At 67.1% G+C, this 21,417-nt stretch carries 17 protein-coding genes and 1 pseudogene; 10 read left to right on the top strand and 8 right to left on the bottom strand.

The genetic code is table 11. From position 1 onward, the window contains the following. Positions 1-502: 502 nt before the first annotated feature. Positions 503-2,092: a site-specific integrase gene (locus tag ACWD3H_RS19855; protein WP_451956005.1), complete on the bottom strand. Its 1,590-nt coding sequence runs from the start codon at positions 2,090-2,092 to the stop codon at positions 503-505. 410 nt (positions 2,093-2,502) lie between these two features. On the opposite strand from ACWD3H_RS19855, the pseudogene ACWD3H_RS19850 reads away from it, so the two are divergent. Continuing rightward, a pseudogene (locus ACWD3H_RS19850) lies at positions 2,503-3,715 on the top strand (IS30 family transposase). A 151-nt stretch (positions 3,716-3,866) separates the two neighbouring features. Here the strand turns inward: ACWD3H_RS19850 and ACWD3H_RS19845 are convergent. The 7 genes from ACWD3H_RS19845 to ACWD3H_RS19815 all read right to left on the bottom strand — a co-directional run bounded on the left by ACWD3H_RS19845 (position 3,867) and on the right by ACWD3H_RS19815 (position 10,609). After that, positions 3,867-4,697, bottom strand: coding sequence for an SDR family oxidoreductase (locus ACWD3H_RS19845; protein WP_451956004.1), 831 nt, complete (start codon positions 4,695-4,697; stop codon positions 3,867-3,869). Between the two features lie 225 nt (positions 4,698-4,922). Continuing rightward, on the bottom strand, positions 4,923-5,231 hold the full coding sequence (locus ACWD3H_RS19840; RefSeq protein ID WP_451956003.1) for a hypothetical protein: 309 nt from the start codon (positions 5,229-5,231) through the stop codon (positions 4,923-4,925). 129 nt (positions 5,232-5,360) lie between these two features. Beyond that, the gene (locus ACWD3H_RS19835) at positions 5,361-6,512 is read right to left on the bottom strand and encodes a bifunctional 2-methylcitrate synthase/citrate synthase (RefSeq protein WP_451956002.1); all 1,152 of its coding nucleotides are present in this window, start codon (positions 6,510-6,512) and stop codon (positions 5,361-5,363) included. Then, positions 6,512-7,435: a methylisocitrate lyase gene (prpB, locus tag ACWD3H_RS19830; RefSeq protein ID WP_451956001.1), complete on the bottom strand. Its 924-nt coding sequence runs from the start codon at positions 7,433-7,435 to the stop codon at positions 6,512-6,514. The genes ACWD3H_RS19835 and prpB overlap by 1 nt, the downstream gene beginning before the upstream one ends. Continuing rightward, complete coding sequence (locus ACWD3H_RS19825) at positions 7,435-8,940, bottom strand: MmgE/PrpD family protein (RefSeq protein ID WP_451956000.1); 1,506 nt, start codon at positions 8,938-8,940, stop codon at positions 7,435-7,437. The genes prpB and ACWD3H_RS19825 overlap by 1 nt, the downstream gene beginning before the upstream one ends. A gap of 167 nt (positions 8,941-9,107) precedes the next feature. Further along, entirely contained in the window at positions 9,108-10,265 is a 1,158-nt protein-coding gene (locus ACWD3H_RS19820) for a thiolase C-terminal domain-containing protein (RefSeq protein WP_355555676.1), read from the bottom strand. After that, positions 10,265-10,609: a Zn-ribbon domain-containing OB-fold protein gene (locus ACWD3H_RS19815; protein ID WP_355555674.1), complete on the bottom strand. Its 345-nt coding sequence runs from the start codon at positions 10,607-10,609 to the stop codon at positions 10,265-10,267. The genes ACWD3H_RS19820 and ACWD3H_RS19815 overlap by 1 nt, the downstream gene beginning before the upstream one ends. Positions 10,610-10,872: 263 nt before the next feature. Here ACWD3H_RS19815 and ACWD3H_RS19810 point away from each other — a divergent pair, with 263 nt between their 5' ends. From ACWD3H_RS19810 to ACWD3H_RS19770, 9 genes are all read left to right on the top strand, one after another. Continuing rightward, positions 10,873-11,796, top strand: coding sequence for an SDR family NAD(P)-dependent oxidoreductase (locus ACWD3H_RS19810; RefSeq protein ID WP_355555672.1), 924 nt, complete (start codon positions 10,873-10,875; stop codon positions 11,794-11,796). 3 nt (positions 11,797-11,799) lie between these two features. Then, positions 11,800-11,994, top strand: a complete 195-nt coding sequence (locus ACWD3H_RS19805) for a ferredoxin (RefSeq protein WP_355555670.1) — start codon at positions 11,800-11,802, stop codon at positions 11,992-11,994. Beyond that, entirely contained in the window at positions 11,987-12,505 is a 519-nt protein-coding gene (locus ACWD3H_RS19800; RefSeq protein WP_451955999.1) for an HtaA domain-containing protein, read from the top strand. The genes ACWD3H_RS19805 and ACWD3H_RS19800 overlap by 8 nt, the downstream gene beginning before the upstream one ends. Before the next feature lie 14 nt (positions 12,506-12,519). Continuing rightward, positions 12,520-13,380: a MaoC/PaaZ C-terminal domain-containing protein gene (locus ACWD3H_RS19795; protein WP_451955998.1), complete on the top strand. Its 861-nt coding sequence runs from the start codon at positions 12,520-12,522 to the stop codon at positions 13,378-13,380. Next, entirely contained in the window at positions 13,377-15,671 is a 2,295-nt protein-coding gene (locus tag ACWD3H_RS19790) for a CoA transferase (RefSeq protein WP_451955997.1), read from the top strand. Before ACWD3H_RS19795 ends, ACWD3H_RS19790 begins: the two co-directional genes overlap by 4 nt. A 164-nt stretch (positions 15,672-15,835) precedes the next feature. Beyond that, complete coding sequence (locus ACWD3H_RS19785; protein WP_451955996.1) at positions 15,836-17,068, top strand: NAD(P)/FAD-dependent oxidoreductase; 1,233 nt, start codon at positions 15,836-15,838, stop codon at positions 17,066-17,068. A 434-nt stretch (positions 17,069-17,502) separates the two neighbouring features. Next, positions 17,503-18,723, top strand: a complete 1,221-nt coding sequence (locus tag ACWD3H_RS19780) for an MFS transporter (protein ID WP_451955995.1) — start codon at positions 17,503-17,505, stop codon at positions 18,721-18,723. Between the two features lie 300 nt (positions 18,724-19,023). Then, the gene (locus ACWD3H_RS19775) at positions 19,024-20,322 is read left to right on the top strand and encodes a cytochrome P450 (RefSeq protein ID WP_451955994.1); all 1,299 of its coding nucleotides are present in this window, start codon (positions 19,024-19,026) and stop codon (positions 20,320-20,322) included. Further along, entirely contained in the window at positions 20,322-21,407 is a 1,086-nt protein-coding gene (locus tag ACWD3H_RS19770) for an NAD(P)-dependent alcohol dehydrogenase (protein WP_451955993.1), read from the top strand. Before ACWD3H_RS19775 ends, ACWD3H_RS19770 begins: the two co-directional genes overlap by 1 nt. Positions 21,408-21,417 lie beyond the last annotated feature (10 nt).

The raw sequence follows: 21,417 nt of genomic DNA, 5'->3' as shown, positions 1-21,417 counted from the left end.
GCGCGGTTCGCGAGGCGGTGCGAAAGACCAGGCCGGGTCACAGGCCGGTCGATCGTCTGGGCTTGACATCTGGCATGGAGATGGGTGTTGATCGGGCGGAGCGTGGTTGACGGGGTGGTGGTCCTGTCTTGGTTGGTGAGGCGGGACCGGACCCCGAACTGAGGGGCGTGAGCCTCGTGGGGTGTTGCTTTCGCTGGTCATGTTCGGTGAGCTTTGGGAAGGTCGCTGTCTCGGCCGGTGTGGCGTTTTTTGGTTGCGGCCGATGTGGCGGCTGAGGCCGACTCGCTGGCCGAGTCGGGCTTTTGCAGGTCGGGCCGGTTACCTACGATGCGGTGGCCGCCCCGACTCGCATAAGGCGAGTGGGGAGTATTTCGCGTCCGCTGACACTGGTCGCCCCTGCTCCCACGCTGGCCGGGCCTGTTCCCGTGCGGGCAAAGTGCCGTGACAACAAAGAGGGCAGGCCCGCTGGAGGTCAGCGGGCCTGCCCCTGGTCTCGGGTGGTTCAGGTGGTGGTGTCGGCTGTCCTGGCCGGGAGGTTGATCAGGCGGGCTTGCTGTGTGCTGCCCGGTCCGGTGGTGATGAGGGCGGCGGTGGATTCGGCGGCGGCGCGGGCGACCTCGGGATAGACGCTGGTGTAGGTGTCGCGGGTGAACGTGGAGGAGACGTGGCCGAGGGTTTCCTGGACCACCTTGAGGTCGACTCCGGCGGCGAGCATGAGCGAGGCGGCGCCGTGGCGTAGGTCGTGCAGCCGTACCGGCGGCAGTTCGCCCGCGTAGGCGAGCAGGTAGAACTGGTCGCTGACGTGCTGCGGGTGCAGCGGTCGGCCGATCTCGTCGGTGAAGACGAATCCGCTGTCGGTCCATGCCTCGCCCGCGGCGAGTTGCTCGGCTGCTTGGCGTGCGCGGTGCCCGCGCAGGATGGTGATCGTTTCGTCGTCCAGGGCGATGACGCGGTCGCTGGCGTCGGTCTTGGGCCTGCCCTGGACCGGCTCCCAGCCGAGCTGGGTGATCTGCCAGTGCACCCCCGCAGTCCCCGCGGCCAAGTCGACGTCCTTCCAGCGCAACCCGGCCGCCTCCCCGCGCCGTAGCCCTCGCAGGGCGATCAGCCGATACAGCGCATACAGACGGTGGGTACCGGCGTGGGTCAAGAAGGCCGAGGTGTGCGCCGGAGTCCACACCATGACCGGCGAAGGCCGGGGCGTGGAAATGTAGACACTGATGAGGTTGACGCGATCGCCGCGTCGCTCCCGCTCGACGGCCAGCCGCCGCCGCAGGTCCCTGGTGTACTGAGCGACGCGCTCGTCGGTCCACACCAGGGCTTTGGGCCGTTCGGCGTCGGGCAGTTCGACGACGGCGGCCGGGTTGAAGTCGATCAGCCGGTCCTGCTTGATCGCGATGTTCAGCGCGTGGCGCAGCGTGGCGCGGATGCGGTGAATGGTGGCCGGGCCGACCGGACGCCGGTACTTGACCTTTGCGCACTGCTCGGGGTCGGCGCTGGCGCGGGCCTCGGCGATGACGTCGTTGAACTCCTCGATCGCATCGAACATACCCGCGATGTCGGAGACCCGCAGCCGATCCAGCCCGATATGCCCCAGATACGGGGTGAAGTAGAGCCGGATGTGCGCCTCGTACGAGCGGCGGGTGGTGGCGTCGATCTTCCGCTTGCGGTTGAGGAACTCCCGCATCCACTCGGCGACCGTGACTGTCGAGTTGAGGTCCTGGCGGGTGCGGACCTTGCGCCGGACCTCCTCCACCGGCGGCAGCACCTTGGTTTCCTTGAGCGTGGACAACATCAGCTCGGTGATCTTCCTGCGCAAGTGCGGGTCCTCATCCAACGCCAGCAGGGCGCGGGCGTGCTCCAGTTCGGCCTCGACCTCCTCCAGCGAGGTGAAACCGCTGCGCCGCAGCGGGTTGCGCCGCCTCCCGTCGGCATGCCCGGGCAGTTCCAGCTGGTAGGCCCACCTGCCGTGCGTGCTGCTCCACCAGTCCTCCTTCCCTCCCGGGTGGCGAAGTCTCGGACAGGTCTTGCCGAGCTTCCTGCCGGTCGTCTCATCCCGGCAGGAACATGTTTTGTAGGTGGTTCCGTTCGCCATCGTGCCTCAGCTTCTTCGTCCTCAGCGTTCCGACGGCACCCATCGCCGTCGCGGTCTCCGGCAACGCCCACGCCTGGCGCAGCGCCATCAGGTATCTGCATCTGACGCGCAACGCTGGTGCCCACATCGATCACCACCCGGGAGTCCCCCCGATCAGTCGCCATCATCTGGAGCGTGATGTCGTTGCCGTGGCCCGGCCGGACCGGCGGCCCCACGCCGCCCCGCGATGCGCACGCGGGCACAACGGAACACGGGAACATGGGAACACCGGCTGGCCGGGACGGGTGGTATCGACGCCCACCTTCACCGCCCGCGTCAAGCAATATCCGCTGATCAGATTCCCGACGACGCCCCGGACCCGAACACTTCCCTTCTAGTGGTCGTCGCAACACCCCAGCCCAGGGGATGCGATGGACTTCGAGATGCGGGACCGATCAGTCATTCAGGGGCGGAAGAAGCTTCAGGCAGAGCGGGAGGAATACTTCCGGCTCATGCAACTGGGCTACACCAACAAGGCGGCCTGCCAGATCGTCGGGATCAACCTGAGGACAGGTCGAGAGTGGCGTAACGGCAGGACAAGTGAGAACAGGACCGTGGCGCCGGCGTTCGGCCAACGGGCGCCACGGTCCACCTCCACGCGGTACCTGCGTGTAGAAGAGCGCGTCCACATCGCCGACCGGCTGCGAGAGAAGGCGTCGATCCGCGAGATCGCCCGGGAACTGGGCCGTAGCCCGTCCACGATCAGCCGGGAGATCCGGCGCAACCGTAGCCATGTCCGTGGGACTCAGTGGGCATACCGGCCCCATGCCGCGCAAGACCGTGCCGACGCGCGCCGACCGCGCCCTAAGACTGGCAAGATCGGACAGAACCCTCGGCTGCAGGACTACATCCAGCGGCATCTAGAGAAGCGGTGGAGTCCCGAGCAGATCGCCCATTGCCTTCGTCGGGACTTCCCCCATGATCGGGAGATGCGGGTGACCCACGAGACGATCTACCAGGCGCTGTATGTCCAAGGCCGCGGCGAGCTGCGCCGAGAGTTGACTCGGGCACTGCGCAGCGGCCGAGCCCGCCGCAGCCAACAAGCGCCAGCCGCGCTTCACCGCGCCCATGCTGATGATCAGTGAGCGTCCCGCCGAGGTAGCCGACCGCGCCATGCCCGGCCACTGGGAAGGCGATCTGATCATCGGCAAGAACCAGGCCTCGGCCATCGGCACCCTGGTCGAGCGCACCACCCGCTATGTGATGCTCATCCACCTGCCCGTCGACCACACCGCCGAACGGATGCTCGATGCCCTGCTGGAGACCGTGCAGACCCTGCCAGAGCACCTGAGACGCTCCCTGACCTGGGACCAGGGCAGCGAGATGGGCCGCCACCACGAGTTCGCCATCGCCGCCGGCATGCCGGTCTACTTCTGCGACCCGGCCAGCCCGTGGCAGCGCGGCTCGAATGAGAACACGAACGGTCTGCTGCGCCAGTACTTTCCGAAAGGTACCGACCTGTCCCAGCACAGCCGCGAGCACCTCAACGCCGTCGTCGCCGAACTCAACGCCCGACCACGCAAAACGCTCGACTGGGACACCCCAGCCGAGCGTCTCGCTATGCTTCTCGTCGCCAGTAAGTGACCACTGTGTTGCGACAACCCCTCGAATTCGCCGTCAGCGAGGGAGAGCAGGGTCTTGCGGGTGATCCGCAGGTGCTCGGCCGCTTCTTCGAGTTCGTGCAGCCGCGCGGCCAGGGCGTCGATCTCGGTCCAGGTCTGCTCGATCTGGCAGGTCAGGGCCAGAGTCGGCGGGCGTCGTCCATTCTTTGCAGCGGAGCCCACAGGTCCTGCAGGGCCGGAGCGCCGCCCATGTCGCCGCGTCCCTTGGGGCCGTAGAACTCGCTCCCCCGCGCCTCGGGACCGGTCGCGGCCAGCAGCGCCGGCAGAGCGGCGGTGTCGACGGTGCCCGCTACGCCCAGACGGGAGAGCACCCGGATCAGGCGGACCGAACCGGTGTCCTTCTGCCGCCCCATGCCGGGCTGCGCGGCCAGCAGGTTCGTCGGCGAGATCCCGGGATGCGACAGGTTGCTGGTGATGCCCCACCCGGCCACGGCGCTGCGCTGGTCGAGCTCGCGGGCGAACAGGCCGACGGCCATCTTCGACTGCCTGTAGGCCTTCATCACGTCGTAGCTGCGTTCCCAGTTCAGGTCGCCCCAGTTGATCGCACCACTGCGAGCGGCCACGCTCGTCTGGTGCGTGACGTGTGCCCTGCCCTGCCGCAGCAGCGGCAACAGCCCCACAGTGAGGGCGAAATGACCGAGGTGGTTAGTGCCGAACTGCAGCTCGAAGCCGTCCTTGGTGAGCTGCCGGCTGGGCGGTGTCATCACGCCGGCGTTGTTGATGAGGAGGTTGATCGGACGTCCTTCGCCCACGAGCTGGTCCGCGAGGGCCGCCACCGAGTCGAGTGAGGACAGGTCGAGTGACCGGGTGGCGATCTTCGCGCCCGGAACGAGGCCGCGGATCCGGTCGGCGGCATCCGCGCCCTTGGCCGGGTTCCGCACCGGCATGACCACCTCCGCGCCGGCTCCGGCGAGGCGGGTGGCGATGACGAACCCCGATCCCATCGCTCGCACCGGTCACGACGGCGAGCCGTCCGGACAGATCGGGGATCGCGATGTCAATCGTGCGAGCCATGTCAGGTCTTTTTCGTTCTACGGCGGCCCCGCCGCGCGTCGGCCTGCGTCAATGCTGGAACATCACCGCGTGCGGATTCAGGGCTCCCTGATCCACTGATCGCCAATCCCCCCATCAACGACGTCGAACCCCCTGACGACACCGGCCGGCCTCCGTCAGCAGCGGTCGACCTCGAGCTCCGTTCCAGCATCCTCGCCGGAGCCGATCTTGAGGTCTCGGCGTAGTCGCCGGGTGCCTGCGGCGGGGATCAGGATCCTCGCGAGGGCGGCCACGGTCGCGAAGCCGAGCGCGTAGCCCCGCTCGTCGGGGTAGCCGGACGGTCGGGAGTGAGCGGTGACGATGGTCGTCATCACGGCGGCACCGATGGAGCCGCCGATCGTGCGGATGTTGGCGTTCATGCCACTCGCCACACCGGTCTGCTTCGGCGGCACCGCCGCCACCGCCAGATTGGACAGGAAGCCCAAGCCGCAACTGCTCGCTTCGAGAGCCTCGTTGCGACAGCCACCTCCCTTCTGTCGCCAGAGCTGAGCGACCGCACGTACCTGCCGGCAGCCTGCCTTCGTCACGTACCGGCGCGGATGTCTCCCGTCTGGTCACCGGGCAAGGCGAGTAGCCGGCGCGGGGACGTGGCGTTGGGGATGCCCCGTGTACGCGCTGAGGGGACGGATGAGAGAGTTGGCGGCCTGCTGTTCGATGACGTGTGCGGTCCAGCCGGTGACGCGCGACATGACGAACAAGGGCGTGAACATCGGAATGTCGAATCCCATGAGGTAGTACGTGGGGCCGGCCGGGAAGTCGAGGTTGGGGTGAATCCCCTTCTCTGCCAGCATGGCGGTCTGCAGCGCGTGGTACATGTCGACCCACTGCTGACCGTCGGTGAGCTCGGCGACGCTGAGGAAGGCGTCCTTCATGGTGGGGACCCGAGAGTCGGCGTCCTTGTACACGCGATGGCCGAAGCCCATGACCTTCTGGCCGGCGGCGAGCCGCGCGCGCAGCCAGTCCCCGGCGCCGTCCGGGTCGCCGATCTCCAGCATCATCTGCATGACCGCTTCGTTGGCCCCGCCGTGCAGCGGCCCCTTCAGCGCGCCGATGGCGGCTGTGACGGCGGAGTAGATGTCGGAGAGCGTCGAGGTGACCACGCGCGCGGCGAAGGTCGAGGCGTTGAAGCTATGCTCGGCATAGAGGATCATCGAGGTGTCGAAACAGTCGACGACCTTCTGTGCCGGCCGATCGCCGAAGCACATGTGGAAGAAGTTGTCGGAGAACGCGAGCTCGCGATCGGGCGGGATGCGATCCAGGCCGCGACGCCGACGATAGTCGTGGGCGACGATGGTCGGGAGTTTGGCGAACATCGCCACCGCCTTGGCCAGGTTGGCCTTGGGGCTGCCGTCGGCTTCGGCGGGGTCTTCGGCACCAAGGCAGCTCACGGCGGTGCGGAGCATGTCCATCGGGTGGCAGGTGTCCGGGAGCCGGTCGATGATGGCGATGGTGGAGCGGGTGACCTCGCGCTGGCTGCGTTCACGCTCATGGAAGCGGCGCAGTTGGTCGGCGTCGGGCAGCTCGCCATGCCAGAGGAGGTAGGCGACCTCCTCGAAGCTGCACGTGGCGGCCAGATCCTGCACCGCGTAGCCGCGGTAGGTGAGCGAGTTGGTCTCGGGGACGACCTGGGAGATGGCACTGGTGTCGGCGACGACTCCGGCCAGACCGCGGTGGATACGGGTGTTGTTCATGATGTCGGTGGTCATCAAGCCCCTCCAGGAACGTCGAAGTTCATCAGGTCGTGGTCGAATGTGCGATAGGCGTCGTAGTCGACGAGCTCGTACAGCCGGGCCCGTGTCTGCATCCGCTCGACCAACGCGGCTTGCGTGCCTTCGTCGCGGAGGGTGCGCAGGGTGTCCTCGACGGTGCCCATCGCCGCTCGTAGCGTGGTGACGGGCCAGATGACGAGGTTGTAGCCGAGGTTCTCCAGTGCGCGGACGTCGAGCAGCGGACTCTTGCCGAACTCGGTCATGTTCGCCAGCAAGGGCGCGTCGAAAGCGTCACGGAACGCGGCGAACTCCGCCTCGTCGCGCAGGGCCTCGGGGAAGATCATGTCCGCGCCGGCGTCGAGGTAGGCCCTGGCACGATCGATGGCCGCATCGAGGCCCTCGACGGCTCGGGCATCGGTCCGGGCGCAGATGACGAAGTCCGGGTCACGCCGCGCCAGCACCGCTGCGCGGATCCGGCGCACCATGTCCTCCCTCGGCACCACCGTCTTGTTGTCCAGGTGTCCGCACCGCTTGGGATTGACCTGGTCCTCGAGATGACAGCCGGCCAGCCCGGCCTCCTCGAGCACCGTGACCGACCGGCCGGCGTTGGCGGGCTCACCGAAGCCGGTGTCGGCGTCGATCAACGCGGGCAGATCAGTGACCCGGGCGATCTGCTGCCCGCGCGTGGCAACTTCGGTGAGCGTGGTGAGGCCGATGTCGGGCAGCGCCAGATCGGCGGCGACGACCGCGCCGGACACGTAGACGCCGTCGAACCCGTGATCCATGATCGTCCGGGCCACCAGCGGGGAGAACGCCCCCGGGAAGCGCAGCAGCCGACCCGATGCCAGGCCGGCGCGTAGGGCCGCACGACGCTCCGACGGCGTGGCGCGGGCCGTGCCGGGTGGACCCGCCGCCGGCATCAGAAGATTCCCTTCGGCTGGTTGGAGTCGGCGAGCCGCTCAGCCGGCACTGTCACGTTGAGTTGCCGCACCTCGTCGGCCGTCAGCTCCTCGACTCGGCAGGCCAGGTCGAGGAACCGGTCCTGTTCCGGCTCGGGGACGATCCCGTCGGCGAGAGTGCGGAATTTGGCGACGTAGTCGTCGCGGCCGAACGGCTGGGCGCCCATCGGGTGTGCATCCGCGACCGCGATCTCGTCGACGATCTGCCGTCCGTCGGCCAGAGTGACCACCACACGGCCGCCGAACGCCTTGTCCGCCGGATGCTCTGCGTGGTAGCGGCGGGTCCATTCCGGATCCTCGACTGTGCGGATCCGCTTCCACAGCTCGATCGTCGAGGGGCGATGGGACCGCTCCGATGCGTACGAGTGCTCGTGGTGCCAGGTACCGTCCTCCAAAGCGACCGCGACGATGTACATCAGCGAGTGGTCCAGCGTCTCGCGGCTGGCGTCGGGGTCCATCTTCTGCGGGTCGTTCGCCCCGGTCCCGATCACGTGATGCGTGTGGTGACTGGTGTGGACAACGATCTCGGCGATCTGGTCCAAGGCGCCGATCCGCATTCGCAGGCGAAACGCCAGGTCGATCAGTGCCTGAGCCTGATACTCCGCCGAATGTGCCTTCGTGAAGGTCTCCAGGATCGCCCGTTTGGGCTCACCCGGCTCCGGCAGCTGCACGACGTACTCCGCGTCGGGCCCGTCGAGCAGCCAGGCGATGAAGCCGTCCTCGCCTTCGTAGATCGGCGCCGGTGATGTCTCACCCCGCATCGCCCGGTCGACCGCCTCCACCGCCACCTTCCCGGCGAACGCCGGCGCGTAGGCCTTCCACGAGGAGATCTCGCCCTTGCGGCTCTGGCGTGTTGTCGTCGTGGTGTGCAGGGCCTGACCGATGGCTTGATAGATCACTTCCGGCGACAGGCGCAACAGGGTGCCGATGCCCGCCGCCGCCGCCGGTCCCAGATGAGCGATGTGATCGATCTTGTGCGCGTGCAGGCAGATTCCGCGAACCAGGTCGACCTGGACCTCGTATCCCGTCGCGATGCCTCTCACAAGGTCTCGCCCTGAACACCCGCGATGCTGGGCCACCGCCAGTATGGGCGGGATGTTGTCGCCGGGATGGGCATAGTCCGCGGCCAGGAACGTGTCGTGGTAGTCCAGCTCACGGACGGCGACGCCGTTCGCCCACGCCGCCCACTCAGGCGAGACGCCCCTCGTCCAGGGCAGACCGAACACCGCCGCCCCGGGGGGATGCGGATGTGCCGACGCTTGCGCCCTGGCATGCGCAACCGGCGCACGATTCAGCGCCGCGATCGCAACCGCGGCGTTGTCAATGACGCGGTTCCCGACCATCTCCGCAACCGCGGGCTCGACGGGCACCGGATCCGCGGCGGCCTCGGCCAGATGCCACGCCAGTTGCTTCTGGCGCGGCAGGGAATCTTCAGAGGTATGCATCCTGATCTTGTGATTCTTCATCGTGACACTCCAGGACTGTTCCTGCGGCGGCTCGGCGTCGTGACGTCTGCACAAGCGCAGACGTCGACAGTCCGTGTCCGCCTATGCGAAAGATGTCTGACGGCACGTACCACAGCCATGACGGCGGCCTCCCTCGCGCACGCGCGCACACGCGTGCGCGCGCGCGATCATGGGCGGCGATTGCTCAGCACGAGGCTGCCGGCGGACCCGAAGCTGAATCCGATGCCCTGGACGAAGCTGATCTCCACGCCGTCCACCTGGCGGAACGCCTCGCCGCGCAACTGACGGACGGCCTCCTGCATCGCGAACATCCCGTATCTGCCGGTATGGGTGTAGGACATCCCGCCACCGTTGGTGTTGATCGGAAGGTCGCCTCCAGGTCGGCTGTGGCCTTCGGCGAAGAACGCACCGGACTCGCCTCGGCCGACGAACCCCGTGTCCTCGAGCATGTACAGAGGAAGGTGTGCGAACGCGTCGTAGAACATGACGTGGTCGACATCGCGGTGCGTGATGCCCGCGGACTGGAAGGCATCGGTGCTCGCCGACCGGAACGCTCCGAAGCTGTCGAGCTGATCCATCTGCGACGGCAGGGCAGCCTCGGCCGCCTCTCCCGACCCCAGCAGATAGACGGCGCGGGAGTGAGAGGGAAGGTCCCTGGCCCGCTCGGCAGACATCACCACGAGCGCTCCGCCACCGTCGGTGACCACGCAGCACATGTCGCGCGTGAAGGGGTACGCGATCTCGGGCCCCGCGAGGACGTCCTCCACGGTCGTCGGCTCGTTGCGCGCGGCGCGCGGATTTCCCACGGCCCACTCGCGCTGCGCCGCGGTCACCACCGCGAGGTCCCGAGCGGACATGCCGCGCCCTTCGAGGAAGGCGAGCACCGGAGTGGTGAACGTCGAGTACGCGGCGATCCCGCCGAAGGGCACCTCGAACTGGCCGCGGAGCGACGCGGGTTCCGCCTGGTAGGGCTTCTGTCCGACGCTGGACCTGCCGGACTCCCCGTGCGTGACGAGCACGACATTGGCGGCGCCGGCAGCGATGGCGGCCGCGGCGTGCCGCACGAGGAGCATGGAGCTGCAGCCCCCGACCCACGTGCCGTCCACCCAGCGGGGCCGGATACCGAGGTAGTCCGAGATGTCGAAGGGCGGCAGGCTGTCGTTCGCGATCCCGTCCACCTCGGCGGGAGAGACCCCGGCGTCCGCGAGGGCGCGCACCGCGGCTTCAGTGTGGAGCTGCAGGGCGGACTGGTCGGGGATCTTTCCGAGGCGCGCGGTCTCGGCTGCGCCCACGATGGCGATGTCGCCGCCGTGCATGCTGACCATCAGGACTCCTTCGAGGTTGTTGCGGGGCGGAACACGGGAAGCACCTGGTCGCCCCGCTCTTGGTAGTCGAGCTCGAGTGCTGTGCCGAGCGTCAGCGCCGTGGGGTCGGGTTCGACATCCACGATGTTCGTCATCATGCGCACGCCCTCTTCCAGCGTCACGAGCGCGATGACCTGTACGTCGACCTCGAACATGGGAAGCGGACGCCGGTTGATGACGTAGGACGCGAGCGTCGCGCGCCCCGACACCGGACGCCACTCCAACTCCGAGGACAGGCATTTCGGGCAGTACGACCGCGGATAGAAGACGGCTGCCTCGCAGGTGAGGCAGTGCTGGATGCGCATGGCGCGCGCCTTTGTGCTCTCCCAGAACGGGAGGGTCTCCGGTGTGGGTTGGGGAACTGGCCCTGCGGTCATCTTCGAGCCCCTTCGCATCGTCGTCGAGTGTCGGTAGGTGGGTGGGGTGTGAACCGCCCATGAAGTTACTCATGTATACATGCAGTCGTAGCCATTGCGAAACAGGCAGGAAATACGGCATGCTCCTGACGAGCAGGAGCATTTCTGTATCCAACAGGCTCGATCGGTGAGCTTGATCGCTAAGGAGCGACATGGGAATTCTGGACGGCCGCGTGGCCATCATCACCGGTGCCGGCCGCGGCATCGGAGCGTCGATCGCACGGCTCTACGTGGGCTTGGGCGCCCGCGTCGTGGTGAACGATCTCGGCTCGGCCGGCGACGGTTCGGGCGCGGACGTCGGACCCGCTCAGGAGATCGCGAGCGAGTTGAACGACTCCGTCGGCGAGAAGGTTGCCGTCGCGGACGGTGGCGATGTCGCCGATGTCGAGACCGGCCGGCGTCTGCTGGATCTGGCACTCGAGAACTACGGCAAGCTCGACATCGTTGTGAACGTCGCGGGGATTCTCCGCGACCGCATGATCTTCAACCTTGAGGAGAAGGACTGGGACGCGGTGATCCGCGTGCACCTCAAGGGACACTACAGCACCATCCGCCCCGCCTCGGCCTACTGGCGTGAGCAGCGCAACCCCGACGGGCACTACCGCATCATCAACTTCACGTCGGCATCCGGCTTGCACGGTGCGCCCGGGCAGTCCAACTATGCGGCGGCGAAGATGGGCATCGTCGGTTTCACGCAGTCGCTCGCGAACGGTCTGGCCCGCTACGGGGTCACGGCCAACGCGATCTCTCCCGGCGCCGCGACCCGTCTGACCGCGACGGTTCCCGGCGAGAAGCGGACTTTCGACCAGGAGGACGACTACCTGTCACCGGACAACATCGCCCCGGTGGTCGCCTTCATCGGCTCGGAGCAGTCTGACTGGCTGTCCGGTCGGACCCTCTATTCCGCGGGGTACCACGTCGGGCTGTACAACACGCCGCAGGAAATCGCCACGTTCGACGGAGATGGCCCGTGGACCGCCGAAAGCCTCGCTCCCGAGTTCGAACGGGTGTTCCGGCCGCTCGCGGATGGCCTGCAGCCGGCTCCCGGGCTGACCACGTCTAATCCGAAGGCATGAGCCATGAAGATCGCGGTTGATCGGGGCCGTTGCACGGGCATCGGCATTTGCGAGTCGATCTCGCCGGCATATTTCGAAGTCGGTGACGACGGTGTCCTCATCCTCGTCCGGGAGACCGTCGGCGAGGCAGATCGCGCACAGGTCGAAGAGGCCGTCCGTTCCTGCCCGGCGGCCGCGCTCAGCATCGTCGATGACTGAGCGCGCCACCGTGGTCGCCATCGATATGGAGCTCATCCCGACCAGCCGGGCACAGGCGTCGATCCTCGCCTGGGGTGTGAAACCGTCCTTCCTGCGTTACGTCGCCGGGGTCGGCGGCGTCATCACCATCGAGGACGGTGCGATCGAGCTCGATGGTGGTTTCGGGTTCCCTCTGACCGGGGGACGCGAGGACGGCACCGTCGCTGCCCGGGGAACGGTGAGGATACGGGCCCATGCAGGGCTCCTCGACGTCGTGCTCCGAGACCCGGGCCTTCAGCCGCTGAGTGGCGGCGAGGTGCTCATCGCTTCTGGCGCCGACCGTACGCCTCGCGTTCTCGGTGTGGCATCGACACTGAACCTCGCCCTGCCCGAGACCGCCCCTCTCTTTCTGCACGCGGATGCCGTGCCCCTGTTCGGCGACACCTACCCGGCGGCGACGGAGTTCGACCCCGTCCGCTTCTTCCGCAGGCGCGGACGCGACGGGATCGCGTCCGCGCCACCCCAATCATGAAATGAGTGTGAGCCATGCCCATTGACCTCGACTTCGTCGACCGCTTCGTCGGCCGCGCCGGCGCGCCCGGCGAACGCACCTGGACGGTGAAGGACACCCTCCTCTACGCCGTGGCGGTGGGCGCCGGGCACGGCGACGCGGCGCGGGAACTGGAGTTCACGACCGAGAACTCCACGGTCCGCCACCGTGTCCTGCCGTCCTTCATCGCCGTCGCAGCGAGAGGAGATCTCCCGGAGGGCATCACTTTGGACCTGTCGAAGATCTTGCACGCGGACATGGGTTTCGAGCTGTTCGCCGACGTCCCCGCCGAGGGACGGGTCATGTCGACGACACGCGTCGACGGCATCTACGACAAGGGGTCCGGGGCACTCGTGTCGTCGTCGACAGATGTCGTGGACGTGGAGACAGGCCAGCCGATCGCCCGGCTCACCTCGAGCACATTCGTCCGTGGAGAAGGAGGGTTCGGCGGTGACCGCGGACCGAAAGACAGCTGGGAGCTCCCCGGCCGCGAACCGGACGCCGTCATCCGGTACGAAACCCTTGCCGAGCAGGGGCTGATCTATCGCCTCACCGGCGATAGCAATCCGCTCCACAGCGATCCTGAGTTCGCTCGCAAAGCCGGATACCCCGCGCCGATCCTCCACGGGATGTGCACGTACGGCTTCACCGCGCGCGGTCTGCTGCACGCGGTCGCAGACTCCGATCCGGCGGTGTTCGGCGGCATGTACGGTCGCTTCACGAAGCCGGTTCAGCTGGGCGAAACGCTCGAGATCCAGGTCTGGAAGACCGAAGGCGGTGGCGTCTTCCGCACGCTCGACTCCAAGGGCGACGTCGTCATCGATCGCGGTCGCGTGTCGCTTCGAGGCGCGTCGTGAGTGCGCTCGAAGGAGTCCGCGTCCTCGACCTGTCCACAGGGATCGCCGGACCTGTCGTCAGCATGCTCCTCGGGGACTTCGGCGCCGACGTGATCCGCATCGACGGCCCGGCGCCGGACCCCCAGTCGGACAATCCCGGGTACGCGGTCTGGCATCGGAACAAGAAGAGCGTGCGCGTCGATCCCGCCCGGCACAGCGACCTGGAGTGGCTCGCGGCCTCCGTGGCCGGTGCCGATGTCGTCGTGCTCGGCGACGGTGTCACGCTGTCGGACTGGGGGCACTCCGTCGAGGAGGCGGGCCGCGCGAACACCGAACTGGTCACATTGCGGCTGCCCGCCTACGTGGACGGGCACTCCGCATGGGCCGGCGGGGAGTCGAACGACCTCCTGGCAGGTTTCGCGGGAATGGCGATGCGACAGTCCTCGGTCTCCGGAGGTCCGGTGGCGAGCATGTCACCCTTCCTCTCCTACATCCACGCCCTATGGGCCGCGACATGCGCCGTGGCGGCCCTGATCGAGCGCACGGTCTCAGGTCTCGGCCAGGTCGTGACGGTGACCGGAATGCACAGCGTCCTCCAGGCGACTGTGAGTTCCCTCAACACGAGCCCGGCCGCGCCGGACCCGCCGACGGCGATCGGCGTCATGGGCCGGCACCCCAGCTACCGACAATTTCTCTGCGCGGATGGGAAGTGGCTGGCCCTAGGCGCGCTCGGACGTAAGTTCGAAGAGCGTCTGCTGCGCGCGCTGGGGTTGGAGCGCGTGCTGGAGGACGAGCGCATCGGCGGCGTGACCGCGCGCATGGCGCTGCCCGAGAACTTCGCCTGGGCCACGGAGATCATCGAGAGTGCCGTCGCGCTCCGAACCCGAGCCGAGATGCTCGAACTCGTCGAGAGCATCGGCATCCCTTGCGGACCGATGAACTCCCGCGAGGAGTGGTTCGACGGCGAGGTCGTCCGCTCGATCGGGATGCGGGCCACGGTCCAGGACCCTGCTCGGGGCGCGGTCGAGATGGTCGGGATCCCCATCGTCCTCACACGCACGCCCGGTGCCGTCCGGACGCCGGCTCCACCGCCTGGTGCGGACGACGGGATGCTGCCGTGGCCGGCGAAGGAGCCCAAGCCCGGCCTGCCGCCCCGCTACGTGCCCGGTCCGCTGAACGGCTTCCGGGTTCTCAATATGGGAACGTTCGTGGCCTCGCCGTACGCGGGCATGCTGCTCAGCGAGCTCGGCGCGGACGTCGTGAAGGTCGAGCCACTCACCGGTGACCCGAACCGTGTGATGTCCTATGCCGTGAACCGCGGGATGCGCAGCCTCGCGATCGACCTGTCGACTGAGGCGGGACAGAAGGTCTTCCACCGCTTGGCAGAGACGGCCGACATCGTCATGGACGCAATGCGACCTGGCGTGATGAAGAAGTTCAACATCGATTACGCGACTCTGTCGGCCCTCAACCCGCGGATCGTCACCCAGTCGATGTCCGCCTACGGCGAAGGCGGTGAGTATGCGCACCGTCCCGGCGTCGACATGGTGATCCAGGCCGAGAGCGGCATGATGTCGTCGTGGGGCGGTGACGACGTCCCCGTCGCGAACACCATCGCCATCAACGACGTGGCCACGTCGGCGATGAGCACCCTCCTCAGCCTGCTCGGTCTGTACGAACGTCAGCAATCGGGCGTCGGCCAGCGGACGTGGAACTCGCTCGCCGCCACGGCGACGTTCCTGCAGATGGAGCACATGGTGCGCTTCGAGGGGAGTCCCGTCCCGCCGGTGGGGCACCAGGATTATCGAGGCCACCATCCGCTGCGGAGATACTACGAGGCTGCCGACGGGTGGCTCGGCATCGACGTCCACACGTTCGACGATGAAACCGTCGAGTCGCGACTGCGCGAGTCCGGCTTGGTCGGCGACGGAGATCTGGCAACCGGACTGCGGGACTCCATCGCCTCGCTGCCTTTGGCGGACGCGCTCCAGCGCCTCGCGCGCGCAGGTGTTCCCTCGGCGAAGGTGCGTCCCGTCTCAGAGGTACTTCGCGATCCCGAACTGCTCGAATCGGAAGCCTTCCACATCCGGCTGCAGGACGACGGTACAAGCTTCATGCAGACCGGGCGATACGCGGGCTTCAGCAGGACCCAGCGCCGTGGCCCGATGGTCCCGCCCGGCAACGGCGAGCACACACGAGCGATCCTCCGAACTGCCGGGCTGTCCGACTCCGAAGTGGACAAGTCCATCGAGCAGCGCACCGTGTTCGCCGGAGGGCCCGTCGCTCACGCGCTTCCCATCTCCTACCGCTGACTATGGCTCCCGCCGAGGAGCCGAGGGTGCGAGAGCCACATGTTTGGAGTGTCAATGGAGATTGCTGCTGACCGAGGTCGATGCGGGGTTCTCGGCGAACCACTGCATCCTGACCGTTTGGCGATCCACCGCGACTCGCGGTCCGTCGCCGGAGAGGGTGCGTAATGCCTGGCGGACTCGTCATCGTCGGTGCGTCCCTCGCTGGCCTGCGGGCCGCGCAGGCTGCTCGCCGCGAGGGATTCAGCGGCAGGATCACGCTGATCGGCGATGAGCCGCATCTACCCTATGACCGCCCGCCCTTGTCCAAGGCGTACCTTGCCGAGGCCGGCGAGCCCGACTACTTCGTCGCACCGGAGGAGCTCGACGAGCAGAACATCGCGATCCGGCTCTCCAGTCGCGCGACGGAGCTGGATCCGAACGCGCGGGAGGTCGTGCTCGCGGACGCGAGTCGCGTGCCGTTCGACAAGCTCATCGTCGCGACCGGGGCGAGCCCGCGGCGCCTGGCGATCGCTCCCGACATCGACGGAGTCGTCACTCTCCGGACCCTGGACGACGCGACGCGCATTCGGAGCAGATTGCGCGAAGGTCTCGACGTCGTCGTCATCGGGGCTGGGTTCATCGGATCCGAGATCGCGTCGTCGGCACATGTACAGGGTGCGAATGTGACGATCCTCGAGGCGGCGCCGGTACCGCTCGTCCGAGCCGTCGGCGAGGAGGTGGGCGCCGCGATCTCGGGTCTCCACTCGCGCAATGGCGTCCGGCTGGTATGCGGGGCGCAGATCGAGGCGATTCGAGGGGAGACCCATGTCACCGAGGTCGTGCTGGCTGATGGCGAGCGCATCCCCGCCGATCTCGTCGTCGTCGGGATCGGAGCTGCCCCGGCGACCGAATGGCTGGTGTCCTCGGGAATCGAGTTGAACCCCATCGACGGCGGGGTCGTCTGCGACGAGTACCTCGAGTCCTCCATCCCCGGTGTGTTCGCTGCGGGCGATGTCGCGCACTGGCCGAACGGTGTGATGGACGTCACGATGCGCTCGGAGAACTGGACGAATGCCGCCGAACAGGGAGCCCGCGCAGGCGTTAACGCCGTCGTCGAGCATAAACGGGCCGCGTTCGAGACAGTCCCATACTTCTGGAGCGACTGGTACCAGAGCCGGATCCAGTTCGTCGGCACCGCGAGCGCGGACAGTGTGACCTTCGCGTCCGGTGGCCCGCAGGAGGACAAGTTCGTCGCGCTGTATCGATCGGGCGACCGGCTGGTCGGTGCCGCGACCCTCAACGAGCAGCGCAAGATCATGAAGTTCCGGAGGCTCATCCAGCAGCGCGGCAGCTGGGACGAGGCGCTGGCGCTGCTCGAACAAACCCTCATCGAGCGTGCTGCGCATGCACGCGCCTGAAGGAAAGAGATCCCGATGACCATTTCCGCAGACGATCTGCTGACGATCCCCGCGACCAGCGGTGGTGGGGACCTGGCGACCTAAGCGACCACGCCCGTGCGCAACCCGTCCACCGGCCGGCTGGCCGGGCGGAGCACGCATCGCCGGCGACGGGTATTTCTATGCGCCCACCATCATCGACAGCGTCGACGATGGTGGGCGCGTCGCGCACCTGCCCTTCGGATGCCGATCACCATCTGCAGACCTGATCAAGCAGTGCTCACACCCACGTGGGCGCGCACGACATCCCAACAGCGATCAGCTCTCCCAGCCAACCGGCAAGGGCACGGTCTCTCATCAGGACTCAACGTCCAGGAGCCACGAGTGCTCACCTGCTGGCGGCTACCACCAGGAGTCTGCCGGATGGCTTACTCCCAGAACTGATGAGGAATCACGTGAAGCTGCCTCGCGCAGCCTGGGTCATCGCGCTGGCCAGTTTCCTCTCCGCGGTCGGCTTCGGGATCGTGGTGCCTTCGCTGCCGGCGCTGGGCGCGGCGTACGGTGTCGGCGTAGCAGGGATGAGCGTCGCGATCAGCGGATTCGCCATGACACGGCTGGCCACGAACCTCGGACTGACTCCGATACTCCGGCGGCTGCCGCTCCAGCCTGTCATGGCGGCGGGTCTGGGATTCCAGGGCGTCGCGACCATCCTGGCCGGCTTCGCCGACGACTACACGACGTTCATCATCCTCAGATCCGTCAGCGGGGTGGGCAGCGCGGCCTTCACGATGGCCTCCACGGCCCTCATGGTGGCTGTCTCCCCACCCGGTCTGCGAGGTCGCGTGATGAGTCTGCAGGGGGGTCTTCTCGGCATCGGGACGGTGTCGGGACCGGCTCTGGGCGGAATCATAGTTCTGGACCCACACCTGCCGCTGATCGTGTACGGCGTGGCGATGTGTGTCGCAGCGGTGATGACCCTGGTGTTCCTCAACCAGATCCGGACCATGCGAACTCTGGACGAAGCGACCGACGAAGCGACCGACGAAGCGACCGACGAACTGGCCGACCCAGAGGCCGCCGTGCCGCAGGCGCGGCGTGGCACGCTCCGTCTGCTCTTCCTCGACCCCCTCTTCGTCACCGTCGTCGTCTGTCAGGCGGTCAACGGGGCTCTCTATTACGGTGTGCGGTTTGCGATCCTGCCGGCGTACCTCGAGGCGATCGGCCACATGGTGGGTTTCGTCGGAATCGTGCTGACGATCTCGGCCGTGTCCCAGGTCGTCGCGACGGCGACATCGGGCACGCTCTCCGACCGCGTGGGGCGTTTTCCGCTCCTAGTTGCCTCGTACGTGGTCGGCATCTGCAGTTTCGGATTGCTGTCCTTCGCCGAGGCGGCGGTCATTGCGATCCTGGCCTTCGTCGCGCTCGGCTCAGCGAGTGGACTTCAGCACTCGACGGCGGCGGCGCTGCTCGCCGACTCGCGCGGCGGCCGGACGGCCGCCGCGGCGGGAGTCTACTGGATCACGTTCGACGTCTTCGCAATCATCGGGCCGACCGTCGGCGGGTTGGCCGCCGAGTATCTCGGTGCCCGGTGGGTGCTGGTGGGTGCGATCGCCATGCTCCTCGTTGGCCTGGGGCAGGCCAGCTACGCATGGCTGGTCACCCGCCGTATTCGATGAGCCTTGCTCGCTATGTATACCTGAGGATTTCGGATTGCCGTGAACGCACGATGCTCCGAGAGGAACGCAGCGGGCCCCGCCCGGGTTCTTGTATAGCTCTCGAGATGCCTCTCACCTGGGATAACTACCAAGGATGGCCACCTGGTGCAGCGGCAGTCGCCAATCTCGCAGGATATCTTGACATGGTGGCCACGCTGTATATTCTAGGTTAAAGAAGCATTATGTATACATTTCGCTTCTAGGCCACCATGACGGAGTGGGGGGCGCTCCGTTGCCACATCCATCGACCGGAGCACGACAGTGACCTACACCACGCCTGACGGCATACGTCTCTTCGCGCGCGAGCACCCCGTCACAACCGACGAAGACCTCAGTTCCGACGCGTTCTGGGACCAACCCTTCGAGGTGCGCGACGAGACTTTCTCGCGGCTTCGGCGGCACGCGCCGGTCAGCTGGCACAAACCGCGATTCGCACCGGAAGCGGGCGACGAGCACCAGCAGGCCGGCTTCTGGGCGCTGACGAGGAAGGACGACATCTCGTTCGCCAGCCAGAACCATCAGATCTTCAGCTCCGACCAGCGCAACGGCGGCATCATTTGGCGCGCGCGTGACCTCAGCCGGCAGCCGGCGATCACGTTCATTGAGATGGATCCTCCCGAGCACACGCGGACCCGGCAGATCATGAGCGCCGCCTTCACGCCCAAGGCCGTCGGCCGGCTCAGCGCGAAGATCGAAGAGCGTGCTGAGCAGATCATCGACTCCGTCGCAGACCGAGGTGAGTTCGACTTCGTCACGGAGGTGTCCGCCAAGCTGCCGATGCTCACCGTCGCCGACCTCGTCGGGTTGCCCGAGAGCCTCGTGCACGCCTTCGCGGAGGCCGGCGACAAACTCGTCGGCGTGCAGGACCCCGAGTTCCGGCCCGAAGGTGTCGGCCCACTCGAGTACGCCCAGGAGCAGATCCGCATCCTCACGGAGATCGGGGTCGACCTCGTCGCGCACCGTCGCACCCATCCGTCCGACGACATCGCCACCGCGCTCGCGAACTTCGAAATCGATGGCCGCCCCCTGACCGTCGATGAGATCGGGCAGACGATGGTGCTTTTCAGTGTCGCAGGCAACGACACGACGAAACAGACGACATCGCGATCCGTGATCTCCCTCTGGCGCAACCCCGACCAGAAAGCCTGGCTCACCGAGGACTACGACAACCGCATCGCACAGTCCATCGAGGAGTTCGTCCGCCACGCCTCCCCTCTCATCCAGTTCGCGCGTACGGCGATGGAAGACGTCGAGATCCGTGGGCAGAAGATCGAGAGAGGCGACAAGGTCATGCTCTTCTACTGCTCGGGTAACCGCGACGAGGAGGCGTGGCCGGACGCCCACGTGTTCGATATTCAGCGCGAACGCGTTCCGCACGTCGGATTCGGGGGAGGCGGCGTCCACTTCTGCCTTGGCAACGGGGTCGCCAAGGCTCAGCTGCGTGCGCTGTTCAAGCAGATCCTGACGCGCCTGCCGGACATGGAGGTCGGCGAGCCCGAGTTCCTGCGCAGCGACTCCATCAACGGCGTGAAGCGCCTTCCCGTGCGGATTGCCGCCTGATGCGCGCGGCAGTGCTCCGTGCACCCGACGCGCCGTTCCAGATCGAAGACATCGATCTCGGGGAGTTGCGTTCCGACGAGATCCTCGTCCGTATTGTCTCCAGCGGGATGTGTCACACCGATCTCATACTGCGCGACCCTTCACACAAGAAGGACTCCCGTCCCATGATCGCCGGCCACGAGGGAGCGGGAGTGGTCGAGCGGGTGGGAAGCGCCGTCACCCGCACCAGGCCAGGCGACCATGTGCTGCTCAGCTTCGACTCGTGCGGGTGGTGCTCACTGTGCCGCACGGGCAACCCGGCCTACTGCGTGCAGTTCGAGGCCCGCAATGTGACCGGGACGCGGGTCGACGGCACGACCTCGGCGGTGGATGCCGGTGGGGCGGAAGTCGTGAACCGCTGGTTCGCACAGTCGTCCTTCGCCGAGTACGCCATCGCAACGGAGCGGAATGCCGTGGTGGTCGCGAACGACCTGCCGCTGGAGCTGCTGAGCCCGCTGGGATGTGGACTGCAGACGGGAGCCGGTTCGGTCCTCAACGAGATGAAGCTCGGTCCGGGTCAGAGTCTGGCCGTGTTCGGCGCCGGTGCCGTCGGTCTCGCCGCTGTGATGGCTGCCCGGATCTCCGGCGCCGGCGACATCGTCGTCGTCGATCTGCATGACTCGCGGCTCGCACTCGCGGAGGAACTCGGCGCGAGCCGGGTCGTGCGCGGTGACGCTCCAGACCTCATCGATGCCGTCAAGGGCGGGTCCAGCGGGTTCGACTTCACGTTCGAGACCACGGCCGTCACGAAAGTCATCACGACCGCCATCTCCGTCCTCCGCCGGCCGGGCAAAGCTGTCCTGGTCGGGGCCGGGGCAGGGCGACTGGATGTGCCGCCGGCGCTCCTGACCGGCCGACACGTCACCATGTCGCTCGAAGGAGGTGCCGTTCCCCAGATTCTGCTCCCGAAGCTCATCGAACACTGGCGGGCGGGGAGGTTCCCGTTCGAGAAGCTCATCACGGCGTATCCATTGGCGGACGTCAATCTCGCCGAAGCGGATTCGCTGTCCGGCAAAGTCATCAAGCCCGTCCTTGTAATGGGTTAATCGCGAAGGA

The sequence above is a fragment of the Streptosporangium sp. NPDC002607 genome (assembly GCF_053592655.1).
This window is presented reverse-complemented; position numbering and strand designations above follow the sequence as displayed.